This window comes from Pseudomonas brassicacearum subsp. neoaurantiaca, from assembly GCF_013608025.1.
In the GTDB taxonomy this organism is placed as follows: Bacteria; Pseudomonadota; Gammaproteobacteria; order Pseudomonadales; family Pseudomonadaceae; genus Aquipseudomonas.
This window is the reverse complement of sequence record NZ_VDLV01000010.1, coordinates 421,875-443,761: the sequence shown is the minus strand read 5'-3', so window position 1 is coordinate 443,761 and position 21,887 is coordinate 421,875. Positions and strand designations below refer to the sequence as shown.

Below are 21,887 nucleotides of genomic sequence, written 5' to 3'. Positions count from 1 at the left end.
CCATGGCCAGCCCGATGCGCCGGTTTCATTGGCCCTTCTGTTTTTCCAACGCGACCTGGTACAGCACATTCTTGCGCTCGCCGGTGATCTGCGCCGCGAGGGCGGCGGCCCGCTTGAGAGGCATTTCCTCCAATAACAGGTCGAGAATGCGCATTGCTTCGCTACTGACCGCATCCTCACTTTCAGGCGGTGTCCAGCCCGACACCAGCACGACACACTCACCACGCTGTTGATTGCTATCGCTCTCGACGAACGCACGCAGCTCCGCCAACGGCAGGCCCTTGAGGGTTTCGAACGTCTTGGTCAACTCCCTGGCCAGCAACGCCTGGCGCTCGGGACCGAACACCTGCTCCATGTCTTGCAGGCACTCCAGAATGCGGTGCGGCGCCTCATAGAAGATCAGCGTGCGCGGTTCTTCTTTTATAGCTTCCAGGCGCGCCCGCCGTCCGACCGCCTTGGCTGGCAGGAAACCTTCGAAGATGAAACGGTCCGACGGCAAGCCGGCTGCCGATAGCGCCGCAATCAATGCGCAAGCTCCGGGCACCGGCACCACATTGATACCGGCAGCACGCGCCTGGCGTACCAGGTGATAACCCGGATCGGAAATCAGTGGCGTGCCCGCATCGGAAATCAGCGCCACGTTATCGCCTGCCAGCAGACGAGTGATGAAACGGCTGCCTTCATCCCGTTCGTTATGTTCGTGGCAGGCCGCCAATGGCGTAGAAATACCGAAATGCTGGAGTAGACGTTGGGAATGACGTGTGTCTTCGGCTGCAATAAGGGCGACTTCCTTCAAGATTTTCAGCGCCCGGGCACTGATATCGTCCAGGTTGCCAATGGGCGTCGCCACCACGTAAAGCGAGCCGACCGCGGAATTCAAAGCACCTGGAGCAGTCAAAACGCGTACCTCATGATCGGTAAAGAGCGGCATTGTAGCGTGTAGCGGCGGTCTCGGCTGTTCGCAGTACCTGGCACCCCGAAGTGCCACCTTTCACTGGAAGGTTGCACAAGCCCTTGTGGCGAGGGAGCTTGCTCCCGCTCGGCTGCGCAGCAGTCGTAAAAATCTGCCAGCCACATTGATGTAGCGTATTGAATGGCTTAGGGCTGCTACGCAGCCCAGCGGGAGCAAGCTCCCTCGCCACAAAGGCAATACTGCGGAGCGATCAGTGTCTTTTATGCTGCGCCGCACTCTTTGAAATACCTAAATTGATCGATTCGCACCACTAACATCGCGCCCCGGCCAGTGCTTGGGTACAATTCGACGCTAATTTGATCTCGTATCAGGAACATTTACATGATCGCTTGCCTGCGGCTGCTCTCCGCCCTCTGCCTCGCTGCCCTCCTGGCGGCTTGCGCCAGCTCGCCCTCGTCCAGCCTTGGCGAACTTCCACGGACCCCGGATGCCAGTATCGAGCAATTGCTCGAACAGGCCACCCAAAGTAAAAACCCGGAAAAAGCCGCCCTGCTGCGTCTGAGCGCCGCAGACCTGGCCTACCGCCAGGGCAATGCCGGCCAGTCCGCACAGATCCTGCAGCAGGTGCCGATGGAGCAACTCAAGCCCGGTCAGCAGATTTTCGCCAGCACGCTGTCAGCCGAACTGGCCATGACACGCAACCAGCCCAAGGCTGCCCTGGCTTCGCTGAACCATCCGAGCCTGCAACACCTGAGCGAAATGCCGGTGGAACAGCAGGTCCGCACCGGCACCGTCCGCGCCCGCGCCTTTGAAGCCGATGGCCAGACCTTGGCCGCCGCCAAGGAGCGGATCTTTATCGCCCCGCTGCTGGAAGGCGAAGCTGCGGCAAAAAACCACGAGGCGATCTGGACGCTGATCGCCTCGCTGCCTACCGACCAACTGCAGCCGACCACCACCGACGACCTCGGCGGCTGGCTGAGCCTGGCCAAGGCCGTGAAAACCGCCGGCACCCTGGAACAGCAGCAAGCCGCGATCGATAGCTGGCGCGAACAGAACCCGAAGCATCCAGCCGCGCTTCAACTGCCGACGCCGCTGGTCAAGCTCAAGGAGCTGGCGAGCCAGCCACTGAGCAAGATTGCCTTGCTGCTGCCGCAGAACGGCCCGCTGGCATCGGTCGCCAAAGCCTTGCGTGATGGCTTCATGGCCGCGCACTACCAGGCCCAAACGGCCGGGCAGAAGCCGCCAAGCATCCAGATCTATGACAGCGCCAGCCTGACCTCCATGGATGAGTTCTATCGCAAGGCCCAGGCTGACGGCGTGCAATTGGTGGTCGGCCCATTGGAAAAACCTCTGGTCAAACAGATCAGCACGCGCCCGCAACTGCCGATCACCACCTTGGCGCTGAACTACAGCGAAGGCGAACAAGGCCCACCCCAACTGTTCCAGTTCGGCCTGGCGCCGGAAGACGAAGCCCGCGAAGTGTCCCGCCGCGCCCGCGCCGACGGCCTGCATCGCGCCGCCGCCATGGTGCCGAAAGGCGAATGGGGCGATCGTGTATTGAAGGCCTTCAGCCAGGACTGGCAGGCCAACGGCGGGACCATCGTTGCGATCGAGCGTGTCGACCAACCCGTGCAACTGGCGCAGCAGATCGCCGACATGTTCCAACTGCGCCAGAGCGAAGGTCGCGCCAAGAGCCTCCAAAACACGGTAGGCACCACGGTGGCCGCCCAGCCGTCGCGTCGCCAGGACATCGAGTTCATTTTCCTCGCATCGACGCCGCAGCAGGCCCAGCAGATCAAACCAACGCTGAACTTCCAGTACGCCGGCGACGTGCCAGTCTATGCAACGTCTTCGGTGTTCAGCGTCAGCGGCGACCAGAACCAGTACAACGACATGAATGGCGTGCGCTTCTGCGAAACGCCATGGCTGCTCGACGCTAACGACCCACTGCGCCAACAGGTGACTGCACAATGGCCCCAGGCCGGTGGCAGCCTGGGCCGACTGTATGCAATGGGGGCCGACGCCTATCGCCTCGCTCCGCGCCTGGGCCAACTCAAGGCGTTGCCGGAAAGCCGTATCGAAGGCCTGTCCGGCAGCCTGGCTATCTCGCCGACCCAGCGCGTGCAACGTCAATTGCCTTGGGCTCAATTCGTCAATGGCCAGGTCCAGCGCCTGCCGGACACCCAGCGCTGATGCCTGATCGATCACACTTGCAAAGCGGAAAGGATGCCGAGGGCCACGCCCTTGCGCATCTGCAGCAACACGGCCTGCGCCTGGTGGCGCAGAACTGGTTATGCAAACGCGGCGAGTTGGATCTGGTCATGCTTGACGGCGATACAGTAGTATTCGTCGAAGTCCGCTATAGAAAAAATACCCAATGGGGTGGCGCGCTCGCCAGCATCGACGAGCGCAAACGCCGAAAGCTGGTTTTCGCTGCGCAGTATTTCCTGCAAAGCGAGTCTCGCTGGGCCGATCATCCCTGCCGCTTCGACGTGGTTGCCATCGACAGCAGCGTCGACCAGTTGAACTGGCTGCAGAATGCCTTCGACAGTTGAGCGCCCAGCCGAGCCGGACACCCTCACTTAACTTTTTTTGCTCTTTGCTTTGCGCGCCGCACATGCCTGTGCCGATAAGTCGCGCTACTTAAGGTCACACAGATGGACATGCAATCGCGAATCCGCCAGCTTTTTCAGGCCAGCATCGACACCAAGCAACAGGCGATGGACGTACTTGCACCGCACATCGAGCAAGCCAGCCAAGTGATGGTCAACGCCCTGCTCAACGAGGGCAAGATGCTCTCATGCGGCAATGGCGGCTCCGCCGGCGATGCCCAGCATTTCTCCTCGGAGCTGCTCAACCGTTTCGAACGCGAGCGCCCGAGCCTGCCGGCCATCGCACTGACAACCGACAGCTCGACGATCACCTCGATCGCCAACGACTACAGCTACAACGAAGTTTTCTCGAAGCAGATCCGCGCCCTCGGCCAGCCCGGCGATGTCCTGCTGGCGATTTCCACCAGCGGTAACTCGGCCAATATTATTCAAGCGATCCAGGCCGCACATGATCGCGAAATGATTGTCGTAGCATTGACCGGTCGCGACGGCGGCGGCATGGCATCCCTGCTCCTGCCTGAAGACGTCGAAATTCGCGTACCTGCCAATGTCACCGCACGTATCCAGGAAGTCCACCTGCTGGCGATCCACTGCCTTTGCGACTTGATCGACAGCCAACTGTTCGGGAGTGAAGAATGACCCCTAATCGCCTAGGCCTTCTGGCCCTGACCCTGTGCCTCGGCATCAGCGGCTGCACGTCGATGGTTAACGCCAGCCGGGAAAAGCCGATTGAAGATGACCGCGGCACCCGTACCTTCGGCAGCAAGATCGATGACTCGCTGATCGAAACCAAAGTCGGCGTGAACATCGCCAAGGCCGACCCCGACCTGGACAACAATTCGCACATCGTCGTCACCAGCTTCAACGGCGTCGTACTGCTGGCCGGCCAAACGCCACGCGCCGACCTGAAGGCCAAGGCCGAGCAGGAAGCCAGCGCGGTGCAGCGGGTCAAGACGGTGCATAACGAACTGCAGGTCCTCCAGCCTTCCTCACTATTGGCACGTCAGAACGACGCCTGGCTGACGACTAAGATCAAGACACAAATGCTGACCGACGCCAGCATTCCAGGATCGCGCATCAAGGTTGTGACCGAGAACGGGATCGTCTATCTGCTGGGCTTGCTGACCAAGCAGGAGGCTGCGCAGGCAACCAACCTGGTGCAGGGCGTGTCCGGGGTGCAGAAGATTGTGAAGTTGTTCGAGTACATCGACTGATATAAATGCTCGTACAAGAACGGCGCTTTTCCTGGAAAGGAAAGCGCCGTTTTTTTATGCATCGTTGGTGGCCTGTGTCAGCGCGCACTCCGCTCTTGCTCTTGCTCTTGCTCTTGATCTCGATCTTGCTTTGGATCTTGATCTAGGTCTTGGCGCCCCGTTAAACCACGATGGCCGAACGCAGGCGTTGCGCAGTGGGCATCCCGGCATGGATGCCGGGATAGCCGCGCAGGGCCATGGATGGCCCATCGCGGCGGGCCCACGGAGCAATGCCGGAGTGAGGGCATGCCGAGCCTAGGCGAGGCACCGAGTGGTGGGGCAAAGAGCTTTTGCTTACTTTTGGCGCTTTTCCAAAAGTGAGCCGCTGTAAGAGCGGAACCGCAAGCGGCCGTTACCGCAGGAATGGATATACACTGACTTCAAAAAAATGCCCGCGTCTTGCGACACGGGCATTTTTGTATAACCAACCGGAAAATGGCTGCGGCTTACATGTTCAGCGATCGGATGGCGTCTTTAAAACCACTATCTACTTCACCACCTTCAAACTCGGCCGCCCGCTAGGCCGTGGCGGCTCGTCATCCGGCGGCGGCATGTCATCATCCGCCTCGAACTCTTCCTCACCGTCCAACGGCACTTCCAACTCGAACACCATGCCCTGCCCGTTCTCCCGAGCATAAATCCCCAGGATCGAAGCAATCGGCACATAAAGCGTATGCGGCACTCCACCGAAGCGCCCCTCGAAGCTGACCGCATCGTTGTCCATGTGCAAATGACGCACAGCGGCCGGCGACACGTTCAATACAATCTGCCCGTCATTGGCAAAACCCTGCGGCACCTGTACCGACGGATACTCGGCATTGACCAGCATGTGCGGGGTGCAATCGTTGTCCACAATCCACTCGTAGAGCGCGCGGACCAGATAAGGTCGACTGGAGTTCATAGCGGCTCCCTAAGCCTTAGCGCATGTCGCGTTCGACACCAGACAGACTCGCCTGGAAAGCCTCACGCGCAAATTGGCGCTCCATATAATCAAGCAGCGGCTTGGCAGGCCGCGGCAGTTCGATACCCAGGATCGGCAAACGCCAGAGTATGGGCAATAGGCAGCAATCCACCAGACTTTGTTCCTCACTGAGGAAAAACGGCTTGTCGACAAACAGCGGCGACACGCCCGTCAGGCTTTCGCGCAGCTCCTTGCGCGCCACGACCCGAGCCGGCTCCTTGGTCCGAGGATCCAGGATCAGATCCACCAAACCGCACCAGTCACGCTGGATGCGGTGGATGAGCAGACGACTGTTCGCACGCGCAACGGGGTACACCGGCAGCAAAGGCGGATGCGGATAACGCTCATCCAGGTATTCCATCACCACAGTCGATTCCCACAACGCCAGGTCGCGATCGACCAGCGTGGGCAGGCTACCGTAAGGGTTCACCTCGATCAGCTTCGGCGGCTGACGGCCCGCTTCGACGTAAATGATCTCGGCGCTGACACCCTTCTCGGCCAGTACGATACGTACCCGGTGGGAATAGTGGTCGGCGGGGTCGGAGTAACAGGCCAACCGATTGGTCACGCCCATGGCGATCCTCGCTTGTTGAAATTATCGAAAAACGGAAAAACGAGCGCGCCCAGAGGGCGTCTCCCGTAACCACCTGGCCGACCAGGCTCGTTACACCTTCAGAGACGCCCTTGGGCGCGCACGATTAACAGCAACGGCTTACAGCATTTATCAATGAACGTCTTTCCAGTATTCACGCTTGAGCAGATAAGCGAATACGAAGAAGAACGCCAGGTACAGCAATACATACGTACCGATGCGCTGATGCTCCAGCTTCACCGGGTTGGCCGAGTAGGCCAGGAAAGTCACCAGGTTCTTGACCTTCTCGTCGAACTGCTCCGGCGTCAGGCTGCCGGTGTTCGGCACGATGGTCAGCTGGTCGCAGGCTTCATGGGTCAAAGCCGTGCCGGTCAGCGGATCATACTGCTTCTTGCCGTGCTCGACGATCTGAACCTGTTTGCAGCCTACCACCTGGCGACCTTGGAGGCCGACCAGGACGTTCGGCATGCCGACGTTCGGGAAGACCTTGTTGTTCACGCCCCATGGACGCGCAGGATCTTCATAGAACGACCGCAGGTAGCCATAAAGCCAGTCGGTACCACGCACACGCGCCACCAGGGTCAGGTCGGGCGGCGCTGCGCCGAACCAGGTCTTGGCGTCCGCAGGCTGCATGCCGATCGTCATGTGATCACCCAGCTTGGCACCGGTGAACACCAGCTTCTCAAGCATCATTTCATGGGGGATACCCAGATCATCGGCCACACGCTCGTAGCGCTGGAACTTGGCACTGTGGCAACCCATGCAGTAGTTGGCGAACGTACGCGCGCCGTCCTGCATGGCCGCTTTGTCGGAAACGTCGATGTCGACTTTTTCCAGCTCCGGACCACCGTGTTCAGCCGCGAAGGACAGTACAGGCATGGCAGCAAGAATCAGTACAGCAAATAGCTTTTTCATCAGCCAGTCACCCTTTCCGGAACCGGTTTGGTCTTCTCGAGCCTGGTATAGAAAGGCATCAGAATGAAGTAGGCGAAGTAAAGGAACGTGCAAACCTGCGAGAGCAACGTACGCTCCGGTGTCGGCGCCAGTACGCCCAGCACACCCAGGATCACGAACGAGATGCAGAACACCACCAGCCAGATCTTGCTCAGCCAGCCTTTATAGCGCATCGACTTGACGGGGCTGCGGTCCAACCATGGCAGGACGAACAGCACGGCGATGGCCGCGCCCATGGCGATCACGCCCAGCAGCTTGTCCGGAATCGCCCGCAAAATTGCGTAGAACGGTGTGAAGTACCAGACCGGCGCAATGTGCTCGGGGGTCTTGAACGCGTTCGCCTGCTCGAAGTTCGGCTTCTCAAGGAAGTAACCGCCCATTTCCGGGAAGAAGAACACGATGGAGCAGAAGATGAACAGGAAGACCACCACGCCGACGATGTCTTTCACGGTGTAGTACGGGTGGAAGGCGATGCCGTCCAGCGGTACGCCGTTCTCGTCCTTGTGCTTCTTGATGTCCACGCCATCCGGGTTGTTCGAACCCACTTCGTGCAGCGCCAGGATGTGCAGCACCACCAGGCCGAGAATTACGATCGGCAGCGCCACGACATGCAGGGCAAAGAAGCGGTTCAGGGTGATACCCGAGATGAGGTAGTCGCCGCGGATCCACTGGGTCAGGTCATCACCAATGACCGGGATCGCGCCGAACAGCGAGATGATCACCTGGGCGCCCCAGTAGGACATCTGGCCCCATGGCAGCAGGTAACCCATGAAGGCTTCAGCCATCAGCGCCAGGTAGATCAGCATGCCGAAAACCCACACCAGCTCACGCGGTTTCTGATACGAACCGTAGAGCAGGCCACGGAACATGTGCAGGTAGACCACGATGAAGAACGCCGAAGCGCCGGTGGAGTGCAGCAGACGCAGGATCGAACCGTACTCGACGTCGCGCATGATGTATTCGACGGAGGCAAATGCTTCCTCCGCCGACGGGGTGTAGCTCATGGTCAGCCAGACACCGGTGACGATCTGGTTGACCAGAACGAGCAATGCCAGGGAACCAAAGAAGTAGAAGAAGTTGAAGTTCTTCGGGGCGTAATACTTGCTGAGATGGTCTTCCCACATCTTGGTCGCGGGAAAGCGCGCATCAACCCAATCCATAAGTTTGCTCATCACGCTTTCTCCGTGTCGACGCCGATGACGATGACGTCATCCGACTCATAGGAATGCGGGGGAACTGGCAGGTTCAGGGGTGCAGGCTGGGATTTGTAGACGCGACCCGCCAGGTCGTAGTGGGAGCCGTGGCATGGGCAGAAATAGCCACCTACCCAATCCTTGCCCAGGTCGGCAGGGGCCACTTCGGGACGGAACGTTGGCGAGCAACCCAGGTGCGTGCAGATCCCGATCAGAAGCAGGACTTCCGGCTTGATCGAGCGCGTTTCAGGGTTGACGTATTCCGGTTGGACCGAGTTCTTGGAAGAGGGATCGGACAGCTGGCCCTCGATCTTTTTCAGATTCCCCAGGATCTCCTCTGTACGGCGGACGATGAACACCGGCTGACCGCGCCACTCAGCAATCATCTGCTGGCCTGGCTCGATCTTGCTGACATTCACTTTCACCGGTGCACCTGCGGCTTTCGCCTTGGCGCTGGGAAACCATGACCCCACGAACGGGACCGCAGCCCCCACCGCTCCTGCAGCACCCACCACGGATGTGGCTGCTACCAGGAAGCGACGCCGGCCTGCATTCACGCCGTCATTGCTCATTCAGTCCTCTCCCATCAGCTTTGTGGCCTGTTAGATCAGGCGTCTACTAAGTAAAAATCTGAACTTATAAAAATTTTGCCGAATGGTAATGAAAAGCCCCAATTCTGACAAGGTAATTACCATGCGGCCAAACCGCTAAGCCTTGTAGTATAGGGGCTCTACGAATGTGGCAAGTTGTCACAGAGCAATTATTTCGCACATAAAAAAACGCCCAGCTCCGTGAGGAACTGGGCGCCTTTTGAACGCGGAAGCGAAATTAACGCTTCGAGTACTGCGGACGCTTACGCGCTTTACGCAGACCGACTTTCTTACGTTCAACTTCGCGAGCATCGCGAGTTACGAAGCCAGCTTTACGCAGGGCGCTGCGCAGAGTTTCGTCGTAATCCATCAGGGCGCGAGTGATGCCGTGGCGGATTGCGCCAGCCTGGCCACTTACACCACCACCGATAACGGTGACGTAGATGTCGAACTTCTCGACGGTCTCGGTCAGTTCCAGCGGCTGACGAACTACCATGCGGGCAGTTTCGCGGCCGAAGAAGTTATCCAGGGAGCGGTTGTTGATGGAGATGTTACCAGTGCCCGGACGCAGGAAAACGCGTGCGGTTGCAGTCTTGCGACGGCCAGTGCCGTAATTTTGAGTCGCCGACATAATGAACTATTCCGTTAAAACTTCAGTTCTTGGGGCTGCTGAGCAGTATGAGGGTGAGCAGCGCCCGCATAAACCTTCAGCTTACGATACATGTCGCGACCCAGTGGGTTCTTAGGCAGCATGCCTTTAACCGCGGTCTCGATCACGCGCTCAGGGGCTTTGGCGATCAGCTTTTCAAAGTTGATCGACTTGATGCCGCCAGGAAAACCGGAGTGGGAGTAGTACATTTTGTCAGTGGTTTTAGCGCCAGTAACACGTACTTGCTCGGCATTGATCACGACGATGTAGTCACCGGTGTCAACGTGAGGGGTGTACTCAGGCTTGTGCTTGCCACGCAGACGGCTCGCGATTTCGGTGGCCAGACGACCCAGGGTCTGACCAGCAGCGTCGACGACAAACCAGTCGCGCTTTACTGTTTCCGGTTTAGCAGTAAAAGTTTTCATTCTTTATAGCCTCAGGGGCCGCCCTGTAAATTAGACGGCGGATCTTACTGAATAGTGCGTACTTTGACAAGTCAAAGGCAGCCGGATACAGACGCTTTCGGGGGCTCGGGTCGGCGCGTCCGTTCAACGGCAAGATTCTTCGGCGGCGGCGCATCACTTCCACTGCAGAAAGAGGTGCGCAATTATGCAGATTGCGAAAAATATTTCAACCTGCTTTTATGATTGTTTTGCCCAAGGAGTCCCCGATGGACTATCGCAAGCTAGGCCGTACCGATCTGAACGTCAGCGCCCTGTGCCTCGGAACCATGACCTGGGGCGAGCAGAACAGCGAGGCAGAGGCGTTCGCCCAGATCGAACGTGCCAAGGGTGCCGGGATCAACTTCCTCGACACCGCCGAGATGTACCCAGTGCCGCCGAAGGCCGAGACCTACGCCACCACCGAGCGCTACATCGGTAATTACTTCAAGAGCCGCGGCGACCGCGCCGACTGGATCCTGGCGAGCAAGATCGCCGGCCCCGGCAACACCATCGACTACATCCGCGACAAGAACCTCAAGCACAACCGCCGACACATCGTCGAAGCCCTGGATGCCAGCCTCAAGCGCCTGCAAACCGACTGGATCGACCTTTACCAGTTGCACTGGCCGGAGCGCAGCACCAACTTTTTTGGCCAGTTGGGCTACACCCACAAGGCCGACGAAGACTTCACGCCGCTGGAGGAAACCCTCGAAGCCCTCGACGAGCAGGTCCGGGCCGGCAAGATCCGCCATATCGGGCTGTCCAACGAAACGCCATGGGGCACCATGAAATTCCTCGCCCTGGCCGAAGCCCGTGGCTGGCCGCGCGCCGTGTCGATCCAGAACCCGTACAACCTGCTCAACCGCAGCTTCGAGATCGGCCTGTCGGAAATCGCCATCCGCGAACAATGCGGCCTGCTGGCCTATTCGCCATTGGCGTTCGGTTTCCTGTCGGGCAAGTATGAGAACGGCGCGCGCCCCGCCAAGGGCCGCCTGACGCTGTACAGCCGCTTCATGCGCTACTTCAATCCACAGTCGGAAGCGGCATGCAGTCGCTATGTGGCATTGGCCCGTGAGCACGGTCTGGATCCGGCGCAGATGGCCCTGGCGTTCGTCACCCAGCAACCGTTCGTGACCAGCAACATCATTGGCGCCACCACCTTGGAGCAATTGGACAGCAACATCGCCAGCTTCGACCTGAAGCTGTCGGATGAAGTCCTGGCGGGGATCGAGGCGATTCACAAGGATCAGCCAAACCCGGCGCCTTGATTGATTCATAGACCCCATCGCGAGCAAGCTCGCTCCCACATTGGATTTATGACTGACCACTCATTTGTGATCGACATACAGCCCATGTGGGAGCGAGCCTGCTCGCGATAGCGCCCCAAGCTCACCACCGCATCAAAGCGACCGCGCAATGATCTCCTTCATGATCTCATTGGTTCCGGCATAGATCCGCTGTACCCGCGCATCCGCCCACGCCCGGGCAATCGGGTATTCCCACATGAAACCGTAGCCGCCATGCAACTGCACGCACTCGTCGAGCACCTTGCACTGCAGGTCGGTGCCCCAGTATTTGGCCATCGCCGCCGTCGGCACATCGAGCTTGCCTTGCAGGTGCAGCTCCAGGCAACGATCGACGAAGACCCGGCCGATCTGGATCTCGGTGGCCATTTCCGCGAGCTTGAAACGGGTGTTCTGGAAATCGGCGATGGACTTGCCGAATGCCTTGCGGTCGCGGGTGTAGTCCAGCGTCCATTGCAGCGCCGCTTCGGCCGAGGCCAGGCCACCGATGGCGACGGTCAGGCGCTCCTGGGGCAGTTCCTGCATCAGGTAGGCGAAGCCCATTCCAGCCTGTCCCAAGAGGTTTTCCTTCGACACCCGCACGTCCTGGAAGAACAATTGCGACGTGTCCTGGGCCTTCATCCCGACTTTTTCCAGGCGCTTGCCTTTCTCGAAGCCCGGCGTGCCCGCTTCTACCAGGAACAGGCTGGTGCCCTTGGCGCCCGCCTTCGGGTCAGTCTTGGCGACGACGATGACCAGGTCCGCAAGGAAGCCATTGGTGATGAACGTCTTCGAGCCGTTAATGACGTATTCGTCACCGTCCAGCACCGCCGTGGTCTTCACCCCCTGCAGGTCCGAACCGGCGCCCGGCTCGGTCATGGCGATGGCCGTGACCATTTCCCCGGAGACCAGTTTCGGCAGGTACTTTTGCTTCAAAGCCTCGTTGCCGTAATGGAGGATGTACGGCGCGACGATATCGGAGTGCAACGAGAAGCCAATCCCGGTGAGCCCCAAGCGGCCGATCTCCTCGATCACCACGGCGCTGTAGAGGAAATCTGCATCCAGCCCGCCGTAGGCTTCTGGAAGGTGTGAGCACAACATGCCCGCCTCCCCCGCTTTGTTCCAGAGCTGGCGATCGACATGGCCCTGTTTTTCCCACTGGCTGTGGTACGGCACCGCTTCTTTTTCAAGGAAGCTTCGTACAGTGTCTCGAAACAATTCGTGCTCGGGACTGAACAGGGTTCTCGGGATCATGGCGCACCTTTGGTTATTGTTGAACAGGTCATCCAAAAGAGCCTAAGCCTGCGGCGCACAACGGGACACTGGACACTTGCGCCAAAAAATAAGACGATCCAGCCGTTTGATGACCACTATCCCCTATAAAAATAAAGATGAATTATGTCCATGCACGTCTCCACGCCCTTGCGGCGCGTCAGCATCCTGGCCATCGACCGGGTTTTCGCTTCCACCCTCATGCAAGCCAAGGATTTTTTCCACCTGGCCAGCCTGCGCTATGGCAAACAACTGGGCCACGGCCTGACGCCGGCGTTTGAAACCCGGCTGGTCAGCCCTGATGGCAAATCGGTGAACAGCTTCAGCGATGTGATCATGCCGGTGGACGGTGGCCTGGAAAACGCCGACGTCATCATCCTGCCGGCCTTCTGGGATGACTTCGCCACCCTCTGCCAACGCTATCCACAGGTCCTGCCATGGCTGCGCGAACAACACGCGCGCGGCGCGGTGCTCTGCGGCGAAGCCACCGGGGTCTTCTGGCTGGCCGAAGCCGGGCTGCTCGACGGCAAGGAGGCCACCACCTATTGGCGTTTTTTCAACGCCTTCAAGGAACGCTTCCCCCAGGTGCACCTGAACCAGGACAAACACCTGACCGACGCCGACAACCTGTTCTGCGCGGGCGGCACCACGTCGGCGTGCGATCTCTACATCTACCTGATCGAACGCTTCTGCGGCGCCAACGTCGCCCAGGCCGTGGCGAGGGACATCCTTTACGAAGTACAACGCAGCTATTCGCCTGGGCGGATCGGCTTCGGCGGGCAGAAGCTGCACCAGGACGTGATCATCCTGCAGATCCAGCAGTGGCTCGAAGAGCATTTCGCCGACAAGTTCCGCTTCGAGGACGTCGCCCGTGAACATGGCATGAGCATCCGCAATTTCATGCGTCGCTTCCAGACCGCCACCGGCGACAAGCCACTGCATTACCTGCAACGGCTGCGGATCGAAACCGCCAAGGGCCTGCTCTCCGGCAGCCGCAAGAGCATCAAGACCATCAGCTACGAAGTCGGCTACGACGACGCAAGCTTTTTTGCGCGATTGTTCCGCCAACACACCGATCTGTCGCCGAATCAGTATCGGCAGCAGTTTCAGCAGGCGGCGTGAACCAAGGCTGACTGCAAATCCAATGTGGGAGCGAGCCTGCTCGCGAAGACGGTGTGTCAGCTTGCATCTACGCTGGACATGCCGCCCCCCTTCGCGAGCAGGCTCGCTCCCACCTTCAACCATGCGCAACACAAGGCCACCGCCCTCACATTCCTACAGGAAAAACAGAACGCAGAATGCCCGAGTGCCGAATTTCACTCACATACAGCGCCCCATGAACACCGCAACATCAATCCCTGAAAAAACACCATCAGGGACGACCAACAGTGACTATCGGATCAAGCTACAACTACCCCGCCTCCGCCACCCGGGGCATCACTCGAGCCAAGCGCTCGACTGACAAGAAATGGGTCGCTCGCTTTCCAAACCCTCCCGATTTGTGCTTCGACTACCGGGCGCTGGTCGAACAGAAAGATGGCATCGCCAAGGCTACCAAACCAAAACACAGGATTTGCATCATCGGTGCGGGTATCACTGGGTTGACGGCCGCGAGGGAACTCTCAAGACCGCTGCGATCTTCAACGGCGGATTCTCCCTGAATGACTACCCGCACTATGACCCTGGCACACTGTGCATGGCGCTGCCGAGTCCTCCAAAGCGCTCCAATGTCCATTCTCAGAAGTTGCCTACAACCTACACGGAAACGGCTGACTTACATCCCTGCTTGTTTAGCCTCTTATATACACGCCAATACACAGCGTAATAACAATAAAAAAAGGTTATCCCATGAGTGAGCCAATCAGCCCTGTTCGTGTCGCCGTCGTGCAATTCGACCCACAAGTAGGCATCAATAATCGAGAAACCAATCTGCTGCGCAGCCTTGCGTTGGCCCAGGAAGCGGTCGACGGCGGCGCCAACCTTGTCGTCCTGCCCGAGCTGTCGAATGTCGGCTATTTCTTCAGCAGCAGACAGGACGCGTTCGAACACGCCGAGCCGGTCCCCGACGGGCGAAGCGTGCAGGCCTGGATCGATTTCGCCCGTCAGCAGCAAGTCTTCCTGGTAGCTGGTTTGGCGGAGCGCGAAGGAATGCGTCTGTTCAACACCGGCGTCCTGGTGGGGCCTGACGGCTTTATCGGCAAGTATCGAAAGGCGCATCTGTGGAATCTGGAAAAACTCTGGTTCACGCCAGGCGATGTCGGCTTTCCAGTGTTCGAAACATCCATCGGCCGCATCGGATTATTGATCTGCTGGGACATCTGGTTTCCGGAAGTGCCGCGAATCCTCAGCCAGCAAGGCGCGGACATCATATGCAGTTTGAACAATTGGGTCTGGACACCACCGCCTCTGTTTGATGACGCCGGCAAATGCATGGCCTCGTACCTGACAATGACGGCCGCGCACGTCAACAATGTCTTTATCGCAGCGGCTAGCCGCATAGGGGAAGAGCGAGGCGCCCGCTACCTGGGATGCTCGCTGATCGCGGGCACCAACGGCTGGCCAATCGGTGCGGTGGCATCCGCCGACCAACAGGAAATCCTGTTTGCCGACATCGACCTGACCAGTTCCCGCAGCGCCGCCATCTGGAACAATCTGAATGACCTGCATCGCGATCGTAGAGCCGACCTTTACGATCAAATGCTTGGCTACACCCAGCACCCTTCTCTGCCGCGTTGATAAGGGAGCGATCCGATGGAAACCACAAGCGAAAAACTCGAACAACGCCCGCTGACCACCGGATCACCGCTGGACGTCGCCATCGTTTTGCTGATGTTCGGTGCCATAGCGCTGGTCATCTGGCTTTCATTCACACACCGCGCCTCGTGGCCCGCCCACTGGCCAGACTACAGCCACATGGTATCGAACCTGCCGCAGCCCAGTGCCTGGCTACGCTGGGTGCTGGGGGATATTAGCGAGGTTACGTTCTACAAGCATGAGTTTGCCTCTATCGGGCTGCTCGCCGGGGCCTACCTCGCGTACCGGGCCAATCGGACCGGAAAAGCCTGGCAGGGTTTTTCCATCTGCTATGGCAGCGGCCTGTGGCCGTGGCTCGTCACCAGCTCATTGTTGGGGCTCTTGCTCAGCAACCTGTTGTGGGGCTGGACAGTGACCGCCACCGCTTGGCAGCCCACCTTCGCCGCTTTCGTTTCGTTGCCGGCGGCCATGGTTCTGATGTTTGGCGGCGGCTGGAAGGTCGCGATCAATGGCGCAGTCATGGGCGCTTTGCTGGTCACTCCCGCCAGCTTGTTGATCGTCAACTACGTCTGCAATCCGCTCGGATTACCCGTCGTGATTGGCAACGTCTCGGGCATGGCTGTCGGCAGCGTCATCGCCTTTCTTATCTGTCGCTATCATCCGGGCCTGGTGAAGCCGCAAGCTTCGGCTGAACCATCCGAGCCACCACGAGCCCCACTTCCCGCCAAGACGCCGGACTACGGTGTCGTCTGGACGCTACGCCGGATCCTGGCGGACTTTTCCGAAGCGCCATTCTTCGGCAACGAATGGGCCAGCCTCGGCCTCATAGCGGGTGCATTGCTGGCCTATAGCTTGAGCCCGATGAGCCCAGCCTACGGCTCGGGGTTGCTGCCCCAATTGATCGGTGCGCAAGCATTGACCTCCGCTCTGGGCGTGATCATCTGGCGCCGACAGTGGATGCGACGCGGCTGGTATCCCACCTACATTCCACTGGTGTCAGTGGTTCCGGCGGCATTGTTGACCTACGGCGACAGTTGGCTGGTGACTATTTCAAGCGCCTTGCTGGGTGCCTTGATGGCGCCGCCACTGGCCTGCGCGATCGCCAAACGGCTACCCGCTGACATGCATGTCTTCATCGCCAATGTCCTGTCCATGGCCATCAGCACCGTGCTGATCATTCCGTTTATCGGATTGCTGATAACTCTCTGATTCCTTCATCCCTTGGCTGTATTGCGGCCTTGAGACTCGGCGCATACAGCCTTTCTTATTGAAAGTGAGGTATTGCATGAACCTGCCAAAACTGGCTATTGCATCACTCGGAGGCACCGTCAGCATGCAGGCCCGGGCCTCCGGGGAAGGTGTGGTCCCGACCGTCAGCGGCGCGACCCTGCTGGCTTCAGTACCGGAGTTGAGATCCCATGCCCACGTTACCGTCGAAACGCTGGGAATGTTGCCCAGTGCCTCATTGGATTTCGAGTACCTGCTGAGCGTTCTCCATTGGGCCAAATACCAGATCGAGCAGGGGGCAGTGGGTATTGTCATCACTCAAGGCACCGATACGCTGGAAGAAGCCGCTACGTTCCTGGACTTTCTATGGGACCACGACGAACCCTTGGTCCTCACTGGGGCAATGCGCTCTGCTGCCCAGGCAGGGGCCGACGGACCGGGAAACCTGTTGGATGCCTGTCGAGTCGGCCTGGCCAAGAAGAGCCGGCGACGAGGCGTCCAGGTGGTGATGAACGGGCAGATTCATTCGGCGCAAGCGGTTCGCAAAAGCGATTCGATGGGGTTGCAGGCTTTTTCTTCACCCAACATGGGCCCGACCGGTCTGTTGATGGAAGGTGCCGTCCGCTATTTGCATCCCGCACGACAGCGCAGCGTCTTGCCTGCGCCGCAACACACGACACATAAGGTCGCCTTGTTACAAGCGACACTGTCTGCCGACACCTTGTTATTGGAAAACATACTTGCGCTGGGCTATGAAGGGTTGGTCATCGCCGGTTTCGGTGCAGGGCACCTTTCTGAAACCTGGACTGAGGCGATCGATGCCATTGCAGACAAGATCCCGGTCATCGTTGCAACTCGCTGTGGCTCCGGCTCCACGGCTCGTTCAACCTACGGGTTCAAGGGTGGCGAGATGGATTTGATACAAAGAGGCGCTTCGATGGCTGGCTTTGCCTGCCCGCGCAAAGCGAGGATTCTCTTGTGGTTATTGATCGGGTGCCAGCGACAAGACGACTTGGCTCGCTATATGACGTCTTAGCAGCATTTGAGAATTGGCTAGACCGCTGTGGCGCGAGGGGCTGCTGCGCAACCCAGCGGGAGCAAGCTCCCTCGCCACAGGTGCTTGCTGCCCTTGAAAGAACAGCATGGCTGCTGCCCTCCTCTGTTGCCAATCCCCTACGGCTTATGCGCCCGCGACAGGAATTCGTGGGATTGCATTTCCAGCAAACGGCTCAAGGTCCGTTGGAACTCGAACGTCAGGCGACCGCCGGTATAGAGGTCCTTGAGTTCGACTTCTGCCGAAATGATCAGCTTCACGTTGCGGTCGTAAAACTCGTCGACCATGTTGATGAAGCGACGGGCGATGTCATCGGTGGTGACGCTCATCTGCTCGACGCCGCTGAGCAGCACGGCGTGGAAGATCTTGCCCAGCTCGATGTAGTCGTTCTGGCTACGCGGACCGTCGCACAGTTCGCGGAAATCGAACCAGGCGACGTCGTCACAGGTGCGGATGGCGCGGATCTTGCGATTTTCGATGATCAGCTCGTCGTTTTCGACCGCTTGGGTGCATTCCGGCGTCAGGGCGCGGAAGCTCTTGCGCAGGCTTTCTTCAGCGGCAGCGTCCAATGGGAAATGGAACAGCTCCGCTTGCTCAAGGTGACGCAGGCGATAGTCCACGCCGCTGTCGACGTTGACGACTTCGGTGTGTTCCTTGATCAGCTTGATGGCCGGCAGGAAGCGCGCCCGCTGCAAGCCGTCCTTGTAGAGGCCATCGGGCACGATGTTCGAGGTGGCCACCAACGTCACGCCGTTCTTGAACAGTTCTTCCATCAGCGTGCCGAGGATCATGGCGTCGGTGATGTCGGAAACGAAGAACTCATCGAAGCAGATCACCCGGGTTTCGGCGGCGAAACGCTTGGCGATGATGGTCAGCGGGTTCTTTTCGCCGCCCAGGGTCTTCATTTCTTCGTGCACGCGCTTCATGAAGCGGTGGAAGTGCGTCCGCGTCTTTTCCTTGAACGGCAGCGCTTCGAAGAACGTGTCCACCAGGTAGGTCTTGCCACGGCCGACACCACCCCAGAAATACAGGCCCTTGACCGGCGCCTGGTCTTTCTTGCCGAACAGTTTGCCCAACAAGCCCGGCTTGTTGTTCGACGCGGCGATCAGGTCGTCGTACAGGCGCTGCAAGTGCCGCACCGCCGTTTCCTGGGCTGCGTCGTGGAAGAATTCCGGGCGTTTCAGATCAGCTTGATATCGTTCTAGGGGCGTCATATTCGTTAGCAAGGCAACAAAAACGGGCCGTCACTGTAGCGATGGCCCAGAAGAATGGCAATCGGCCCTTATTCGGGCCGATAGTCGGGTAACGCTTCGATCAGTCCTGAGCAGGCGTCAATGCCACGCGCAACGCATCGATGGCCGCCTCCCGGGCGGCACTGTCAGCGAACGCTGGGCTCTGGGCCACGCACGCGCCGTCGAGCCAGACGCTGAAACTCAGGTCGTCGCTGCGCACATCCAGGGGTTGGCCGGATTGCAATTGCTTGGTCACCTGCCCGGCGGTCTTGCCGTCGGCAAAGTTGTTGGAGAGCAACAATTGCTCGCCCTCGGCGGACAGCAGGCGGAAGCGGAAACTGCCGTCCTCGTCGCGGAAGCTGACGAAGCGTGCCGCCTTGGCCGCTTTCTTTTTGGTCTGGGTCGTCACCTGGACTTGGCTGACGAAGGACCGCAGGCCAACCGCCTCGCGCAGCTCGTTGAGGAACGGCGTCGCCACAGCCCGGGCTTTCTTCGCGCCCAGTTGCAGGATGTCCTCAAGGTCCGACGGACGCTCGATGAATTGGTGATAACGCTCGCGCGCCTCACCCAACTGGTCATCGAGCAATTGGAACAGGCGACTCTTCGCCTCGCCCCATCCCAGGCCTTGCAGCAGTTCGCTGCGGAATTCGGCGGACTGCGCTGGAGTGGAGAAGGCTTGGAACAGGGTAAACAGGTGCGAGTTGTCCGGGTCCTTGGCTTCGCCCGGCGCGCGGGAGTCGGTGACGATCCGCGAGATGGCGTCCTTCATGTCCTTGGCGCTGCTGAACAACGGGATGGTGTTGTCGTAGCTCTTGGACATCTTGCGGCCATCGAGGCCCGGCAGCGTGGCGACGCTCTCTTCGATCAGCGCTTCGGGCATCGTGAAGAATTCCTTGCCCTGGCCGAACAGGTGGTTGAAGCGCTGGCCGATGTCGCGGGCCATTTCCACGTGCTGAATCTGGTCGCGACCGACCGGCACCTTGTGAGCATTGAACATCAGGATGTCGGCGGCCATCAGCACCGGGTAGCTGTACAGCCCCATGGTGATGCCGGCGTCCGGGTCTTCGCCGGCCTCGACGTTCTTGTCCACCGACGCCTTGTAGGCGTGGGCACGGTTGAGCAGGCCCTTGGCGGCGACGCAGGTCAGCAGCCAGGTCAGCTCCGGGATTTCAGGAATATCGGACTGGCGATAGAACGTCACGCGGTCCACGTCCAGGCCACCGGCCAACCAGGTCGCAGCGATTTCCAGGCGCGAACGCTGGATGCGCAGCGGGTCATCGCACTTGATCAGGGCGTGGTAGTCGGCCAGGAAATAAAACGAATCGGCGTTGCTGTCGCGGCTGGCGAGGATTGCCGGACGGATGGCGCCGGCATAGTTGCCCAGGTGCGGGGTGCCGGTGGTGGTGATGCCGGTCAGGATACGGGTACGCGTCGTCATGGGTTATCGCTTGTCAGACTGCTGTCAATTCGAGAGGCGCGGCAGGAGCAGATCCTTGAGGTCGGTCAGCTTGCCATGGAAAAAGTGTCCGCATTCTGCCACTTTCAGCAGCTCATGGGGACGTTGGAGCGCGTCGGACCATGCATAGACCAGTTGCGGATCGACCACTTCGTCGGTTTCCGGCTGGATCACGGTCAGCTCACCACCTGTCGGCAACGGCGATTGCTCGTCCAGGCGCATCACCGCCGGTGCGACCATGAACAGGTGCTTGAGCGCTTTCCCCTGGGCTTCGAGGCGCCCGCCGAGGGTCGCGGCAACAAAGCCGCCGAAAGAGAAACCGAACAGGGCCAGTGGCAGGCCGGGGTGTTTTTCCAGCAGCCAGGCGGCTGCGGCCTGGGCGTCGTCCACTTCGCCAGTGCCCATGTCATGGCTGCCGGCGCTGGCGCCGACGCCGCGATAATTGAAACGCAACGTAACCAGGCCGGCATCGCGGGCGGTGCGTTGCAGGGTCGAGACCACTTTGTTGAGCATGGTCCCGCCCTGTACCGGGTTCGGGTGGCAGATCAGCGCCAGGCCACGGGGGGCCTCGCTGTCCAGGTACAAGGCTTCCAGTTGGCCCACGGGGCCATCGATGAATACAGGGGTTTCGCGCATAAGCAAGGAAAGAACTCCGTGACCCCGAATAGGGTCGACTCGTCTAGCTAAAAGTCTGTGCCTGGCATGATTGCGATGTTCTTCGCGGTATACAGCGCAGGTCCGAGCCGTTAACGTAAAGCAAAGCCGTTTATAGAGGAAGGACTCGTGGAACACTCGCTCTTAGTTTGGTTGTTGCCGACTCTTGCCCTGGTTGCCGGTGTCGCCATTGGATTCCTGCTTGCCCGCCTGCTGCCGAACGCGGTGCCCAACAGCACCCAACGTCAGCTGGACGACATCCAGGAACGTTTCGACAGTTACCAGAATGAAGTGGTCACCCACTTCAACAGCACCGCTTCGCTGGTGAAAAAACTCACCCAGAGCTACCAGGAAGTTCAGGATCATTTGTCCGAGGGTGCCAATCGCCTGGCCCTGGACGAGCAGACTCGTCAGCGTCTGCTGGCTGCCCTGCAAGCCGATGCGGCACAGACCCCACGGGAACGCCTGACCCCGCCGAAAGGGATCCAGGAACCACCACGGGACTACGCGCCAAAGGCCCCGAATTCGCCCGGCATGCTCGATGAGCATTACGGTTTGAAGAAGTAATTTCCAAGCGACATCAAAAAGCCCGCCCGATCGCATGATCGGGCGGGCTTTTTATTGGCTCTGATTCCACTCACTTCAATGTCTGATCCATTGTGGCGAGGGAGCTTGCTCCCGCTGGGCTGCGCAGCAGCCCTTATAGCAGCGAACTCGATTTTCCTGGCGCACCGAGGTGCCTGGTTTTGGGGCCGCTGCGCTGCCCAGCGGGAGCAAGCTCCCTCGCCACGGGAT

Annotated in this window: 22 protein-coding genes and 1 pseudogene; 11 read left to right on the top strand and 12 right to left on the bottom strand. The window is 59.4% G+C overall.

The features are described 5' to 3' along the window. Positions 1-25: 25 nt before the first annotated feature. Positions 26-931, bottom strand: coding sequence for a 16S rRNA (cytidine(1402)-2'-O)-methyltransferase (gene rsmI, locus FHK92_RS08705; RefSeq protein ID WP_375154601.1), 906 nt, complete (start codon positions 929-931; stop codon positions 26-28). 363 nt (positions 932-1,294) lie between these two features. Here rsmI and FHK92_RS08700 point away from each other — a divergent pair, with 363 nt between their 5' ends. From FHK92_RS08700 to FHK92_RS08685, 4 genes are all read left to right on the top strand, one after another. Beyond that, positions 1,295-3,106, top strand: a complete 1,812-nt coding sequence (locus FHK92_RS08700) for a penicillin-binding protein activator (RefSeq protein ID WP_181287690.1) — start codon at positions 1,295-1,297, stop codon at positions 3,104-3,106. After that, on the top strand, positions 3,106-3,468 hold the full coding sequence (locus FHK92_RS08695) for a YraN family protein (protein ID WP_181287689.1): 363 nt from the start codon (positions 3,106-3,108) through the stop codon (positions 3,466-3,468). Before FHK92_RS08700 ends, FHK92_RS08695 begins: the two co-directional genes overlap by 1 nt. 102 nt (positions 3,469-3,570) lie before the next feature. After that, positions 3,571-4,164: a phosphoheptose isomerase gene (locus FHK92_RS08690; protein ID WP_007928463.1), complete on the top strand. Its 594-nt coding sequence runs from the start codon at positions 3,571-3,573 to the stop codon at positions 4,162-4,164. After that, positions 4,161-4,739, top strand: a complete 579-nt coding sequence (locus FHK92_RS08685) for a BON domain-containing protein (protein WP_181287688.1) — start codon at positions 4,161-4,163, stop codon at positions 4,737-4,739. The genes FHK92_RS08690 and FHK92_RS08685 overlap by 4 nt, the downstream gene beginning before the upstream one ends. A gap of 526 nt (positions 4,740-5,265) precedes the next feature. Here the strand turns inward: FHK92_RS08685 and FHK92_RS08680 are convergent. The 7 genes from FHK92_RS08680 to rplM form a co-directional block, all read right to left on the bottom strand. Further along, positions 5,266-5,679, bottom strand: a complete 414-nt coding sequence (locus FHK92_RS08680) for a ClpXP protease specificity-enhancing factor (protein ID WP_039591562.1) — start codon at positions 5,677-5,679, stop codon at positions 5,266-5,268. 16 nt (positions 5,680-5,695) lie between these two features. Continuing rightward, the gene (locus FHK92_RS08675; RefSeq protein WP_030138559.1) at positions 5,696-6,313 is read right to left on the bottom strand and encodes a glutathione S-transferase N-terminal domain-containing protein; all 618 of its coding nucleotides are present in this window, start codon (positions 6,311-6,313) and stop codon (positions 5,696-5,698) included. A gap of 150 nt (positions 6,314-6,463) precedes the next feature. Then, positions 6,464-7,246, bottom strand: coding sequence for a cytochrome c1 (locus FHK92_RS08670; RefSeq protein ID WP_181287687.1), 783 nt, complete (start codon positions 7,244-7,246; stop codon positions 6,464-6,466). Beyond that, positions 7,246-8,457, bottom strand: a complete 1,212-nt coding sequence (locus tag FHK92_RS08665; protein ID WP_181287686.1) for a cytochrome b — start codon at positions 8,455-8,457, stop codon at positions 7,246-7,248. The genes FHK92_RS08670 and FHK92_RS08665 overlap by 1 nt, the downstream gene beginning before the upstream one ends. Continuing rightward, complete coding sequence (petA, locus tag FHK92_RS08660; RefSeq protein WP_030138562.1) at positions 8,457-9,050, bottom strand: ubiquinol-cytochrome c reductase iron-sulfur subunit; 594 nt, start codon at positions 9,048-9,050, stop codon at positions 8,457-8,459. Before petA ends, FHK92_RS08665 begins: the two co-directional genes overlap by 1 nt. A 256-nt stretch (positions 9,051-9,306) precedes the next feature. Continuing rightward, positions 9,307-9,699 (bottom strand): 30S ribosomal protein S9, encoded by a 393-nt coding sequence (gene rpsI / locus FHK92_RS08655; protein WP_003228056.1) that lies wholly within the window; start codon positions 9,697-9,699, stop codon positions 9,307-9,309. A gap of 14 nt (positions 9,700-9,713) precedes the next feature. Beyond that, positions 9,714-10,142: a 50S ribosomal protein L13 gene (rplM, locus tag FHK92_RS08650; RefSeq protein WP_003205365.1), complete on the bottom strand. Its 429-nt coding sequence runs from the start codon at positions 10,140-10,142 to the stop codon at positions 9,714-9,716. Between the two features lie 245 nt (positions 10,143-10,387). On the opposite strand from rplM, the gene FHK92_RS08645 reads away from it, so the two are divergent. Continuing rightward, the gene (locus FHK92_RS08645; RefSeq protein WP_181287685.1) at positions 10,388-11,428 is read left to right on the top strand and encodes an NADP(H)-dependent aldo-keto reductase; all 1,041 of its coding nucleotides are present in this window, start codon (positions 10,388-10,390) and stop codon (positions 11,426-11,428) included. A 132-nt stretch (positions 11,429-11,560) separates the two neighbouring features. On the opposite strand, the gene FHK92_RS08640 is transcribed toward FHK92_RS08645, so the two are convergent. Beyond that, a complete protein-coding gene (locus FHK92_RS08640; RefSeq protein ID WP_181287684.1) occupies positions 11,561-12,697 on the bottom strand; it encodes an acyl-CoA dehydrogenase family protein in 1,137 nt (378 codons plus the stop codon). A gap of 243 nt (positions 12,698-12,940) precedes the next feature. On the opposite strand from FHK92_RS08640, the gene FHK92_RS08635 reads away from it, so the two are divergent. From FHK92_RS08635 to FHK92_RS08620, 5 genes and pseudogenes are all read left to right on the top strand, one after another. After that, positions 12,941-13,837: a GlxA family transcriptional regulator gene (locus tag FHK92_RS08635; RefSeq protein WP_181287709.1), complete on the top strand. Its 897-nt coding sequence runs from the start codon at positions 12,941-12,943 to the stop codon at positions 13,835-13,837. 266 nt (positions 13,838-14,103) lie between these two features. Continuing rightward, a pseudogene (locus FHK92_RS27750) lies at positions 14,104-14,343 on the top strand (amine oxidase); the annotation flags it as partial. Positions 14,344-14,563: 220 nt separating this feature from the next. Beyond that, the gene (locus tag FHK92_RS08630; protein WP_181287683.1) at positions 14,564-15,451 is read left to right on the top strand and encodes a nitrilase family protein; all 888 of its coding nucleotides are present in this window, start codon (positions 14,564-14,566) and stop codon (positions 15,449-15,451) included. Positions 15,452-15,466: 15 nt separating this feature from the next. Then, the gene (locus FHK92_RS08625) at positions 15,467-16,678 is read left to right on the top strand and encodes a hypothetical protein (protein ID WP_181287682.1); all 1,212 of its coding nucleotides are present in this window, start codon (positions 15,467-15,469) and stop codon (positions 16,676-16,678) included. A 76-nt stretch (positions 16,679-16,754) separates the two neighbouring features. Beyond that, positions 16,755-17,732: an asparaginase gene (locus FHK92_RS08620; RefSeq protein WP_181287681.1), complete on the top strand. Its 978-nt coding sequence runs from the start codon at positions 16,755-16,757 to the stop codon at positions 17,730-17,732. 137 nt (positions 17,733-17,869) lie between these two features. On the opposite strand, the gene zapE is transcribed toward FHK92_RS08620, so the two are convergent. The 3 genes from zapE to FHK92_RS08605 all read right to left on the bottom strand — a co-directional run bounded on the left by zapE (position 17,870) and on the right by FHK92_RS08605 (position 21,074). After that, on the bottom strand, positions 17,870-18,964 hold the full coding sequence (gene zapE / locus FHK92_RS08615; protein WP_181287680.1) for a cell division protein ZapE: 1,095 nt from the start codon (positions 18,962-18,964) through the stop codon (positions 17,870-17,872). 100 nt (positions 18,965-19,064) lie between these two features. After that, positions 19,065-20,420: a tryptophan--tRNA ligase gene (locus tag FHK92_RS08610; RefSeq protein WP_181287679.1), complete on the bottom strand. Its 1,356-nt coding sequence runs from the start codon at positions 20,418-20,420 to the stop codon at positions 19,065-19,067. A gap of 24 nt (positions 20,421-20,444) precedes the next feature. Continuing rightward, complete coding sequence (locus tag FHK92_RS08605; protein ID WP_181287678.1) at positions 20,445-21,074, bottom strand: alpha/beta hydrolase; 630 nt, start codon at positions 21,072-21,074, stop codon at positions 20,445-20,447. A 147-nt stretch (positions 21,075-21,221) separates the two neighbouring features. Between FHK92_RS08605 and FHK92_RS08600 the strand changes: the two genes are divergently transcribed. Beyond that, positions 21,222-21,659, top strand: coding sequence for a YhcB family protein (locus tag FHK92_RS08600; RefSeq protein WP_181287677.1), 438 nt, complete (start codon positions 21,222-21,224; stop codon positions 21,657-21,659). The last annotated feature ends 228 nt before the right edge of the window (positions 21,660-21,887 follow it).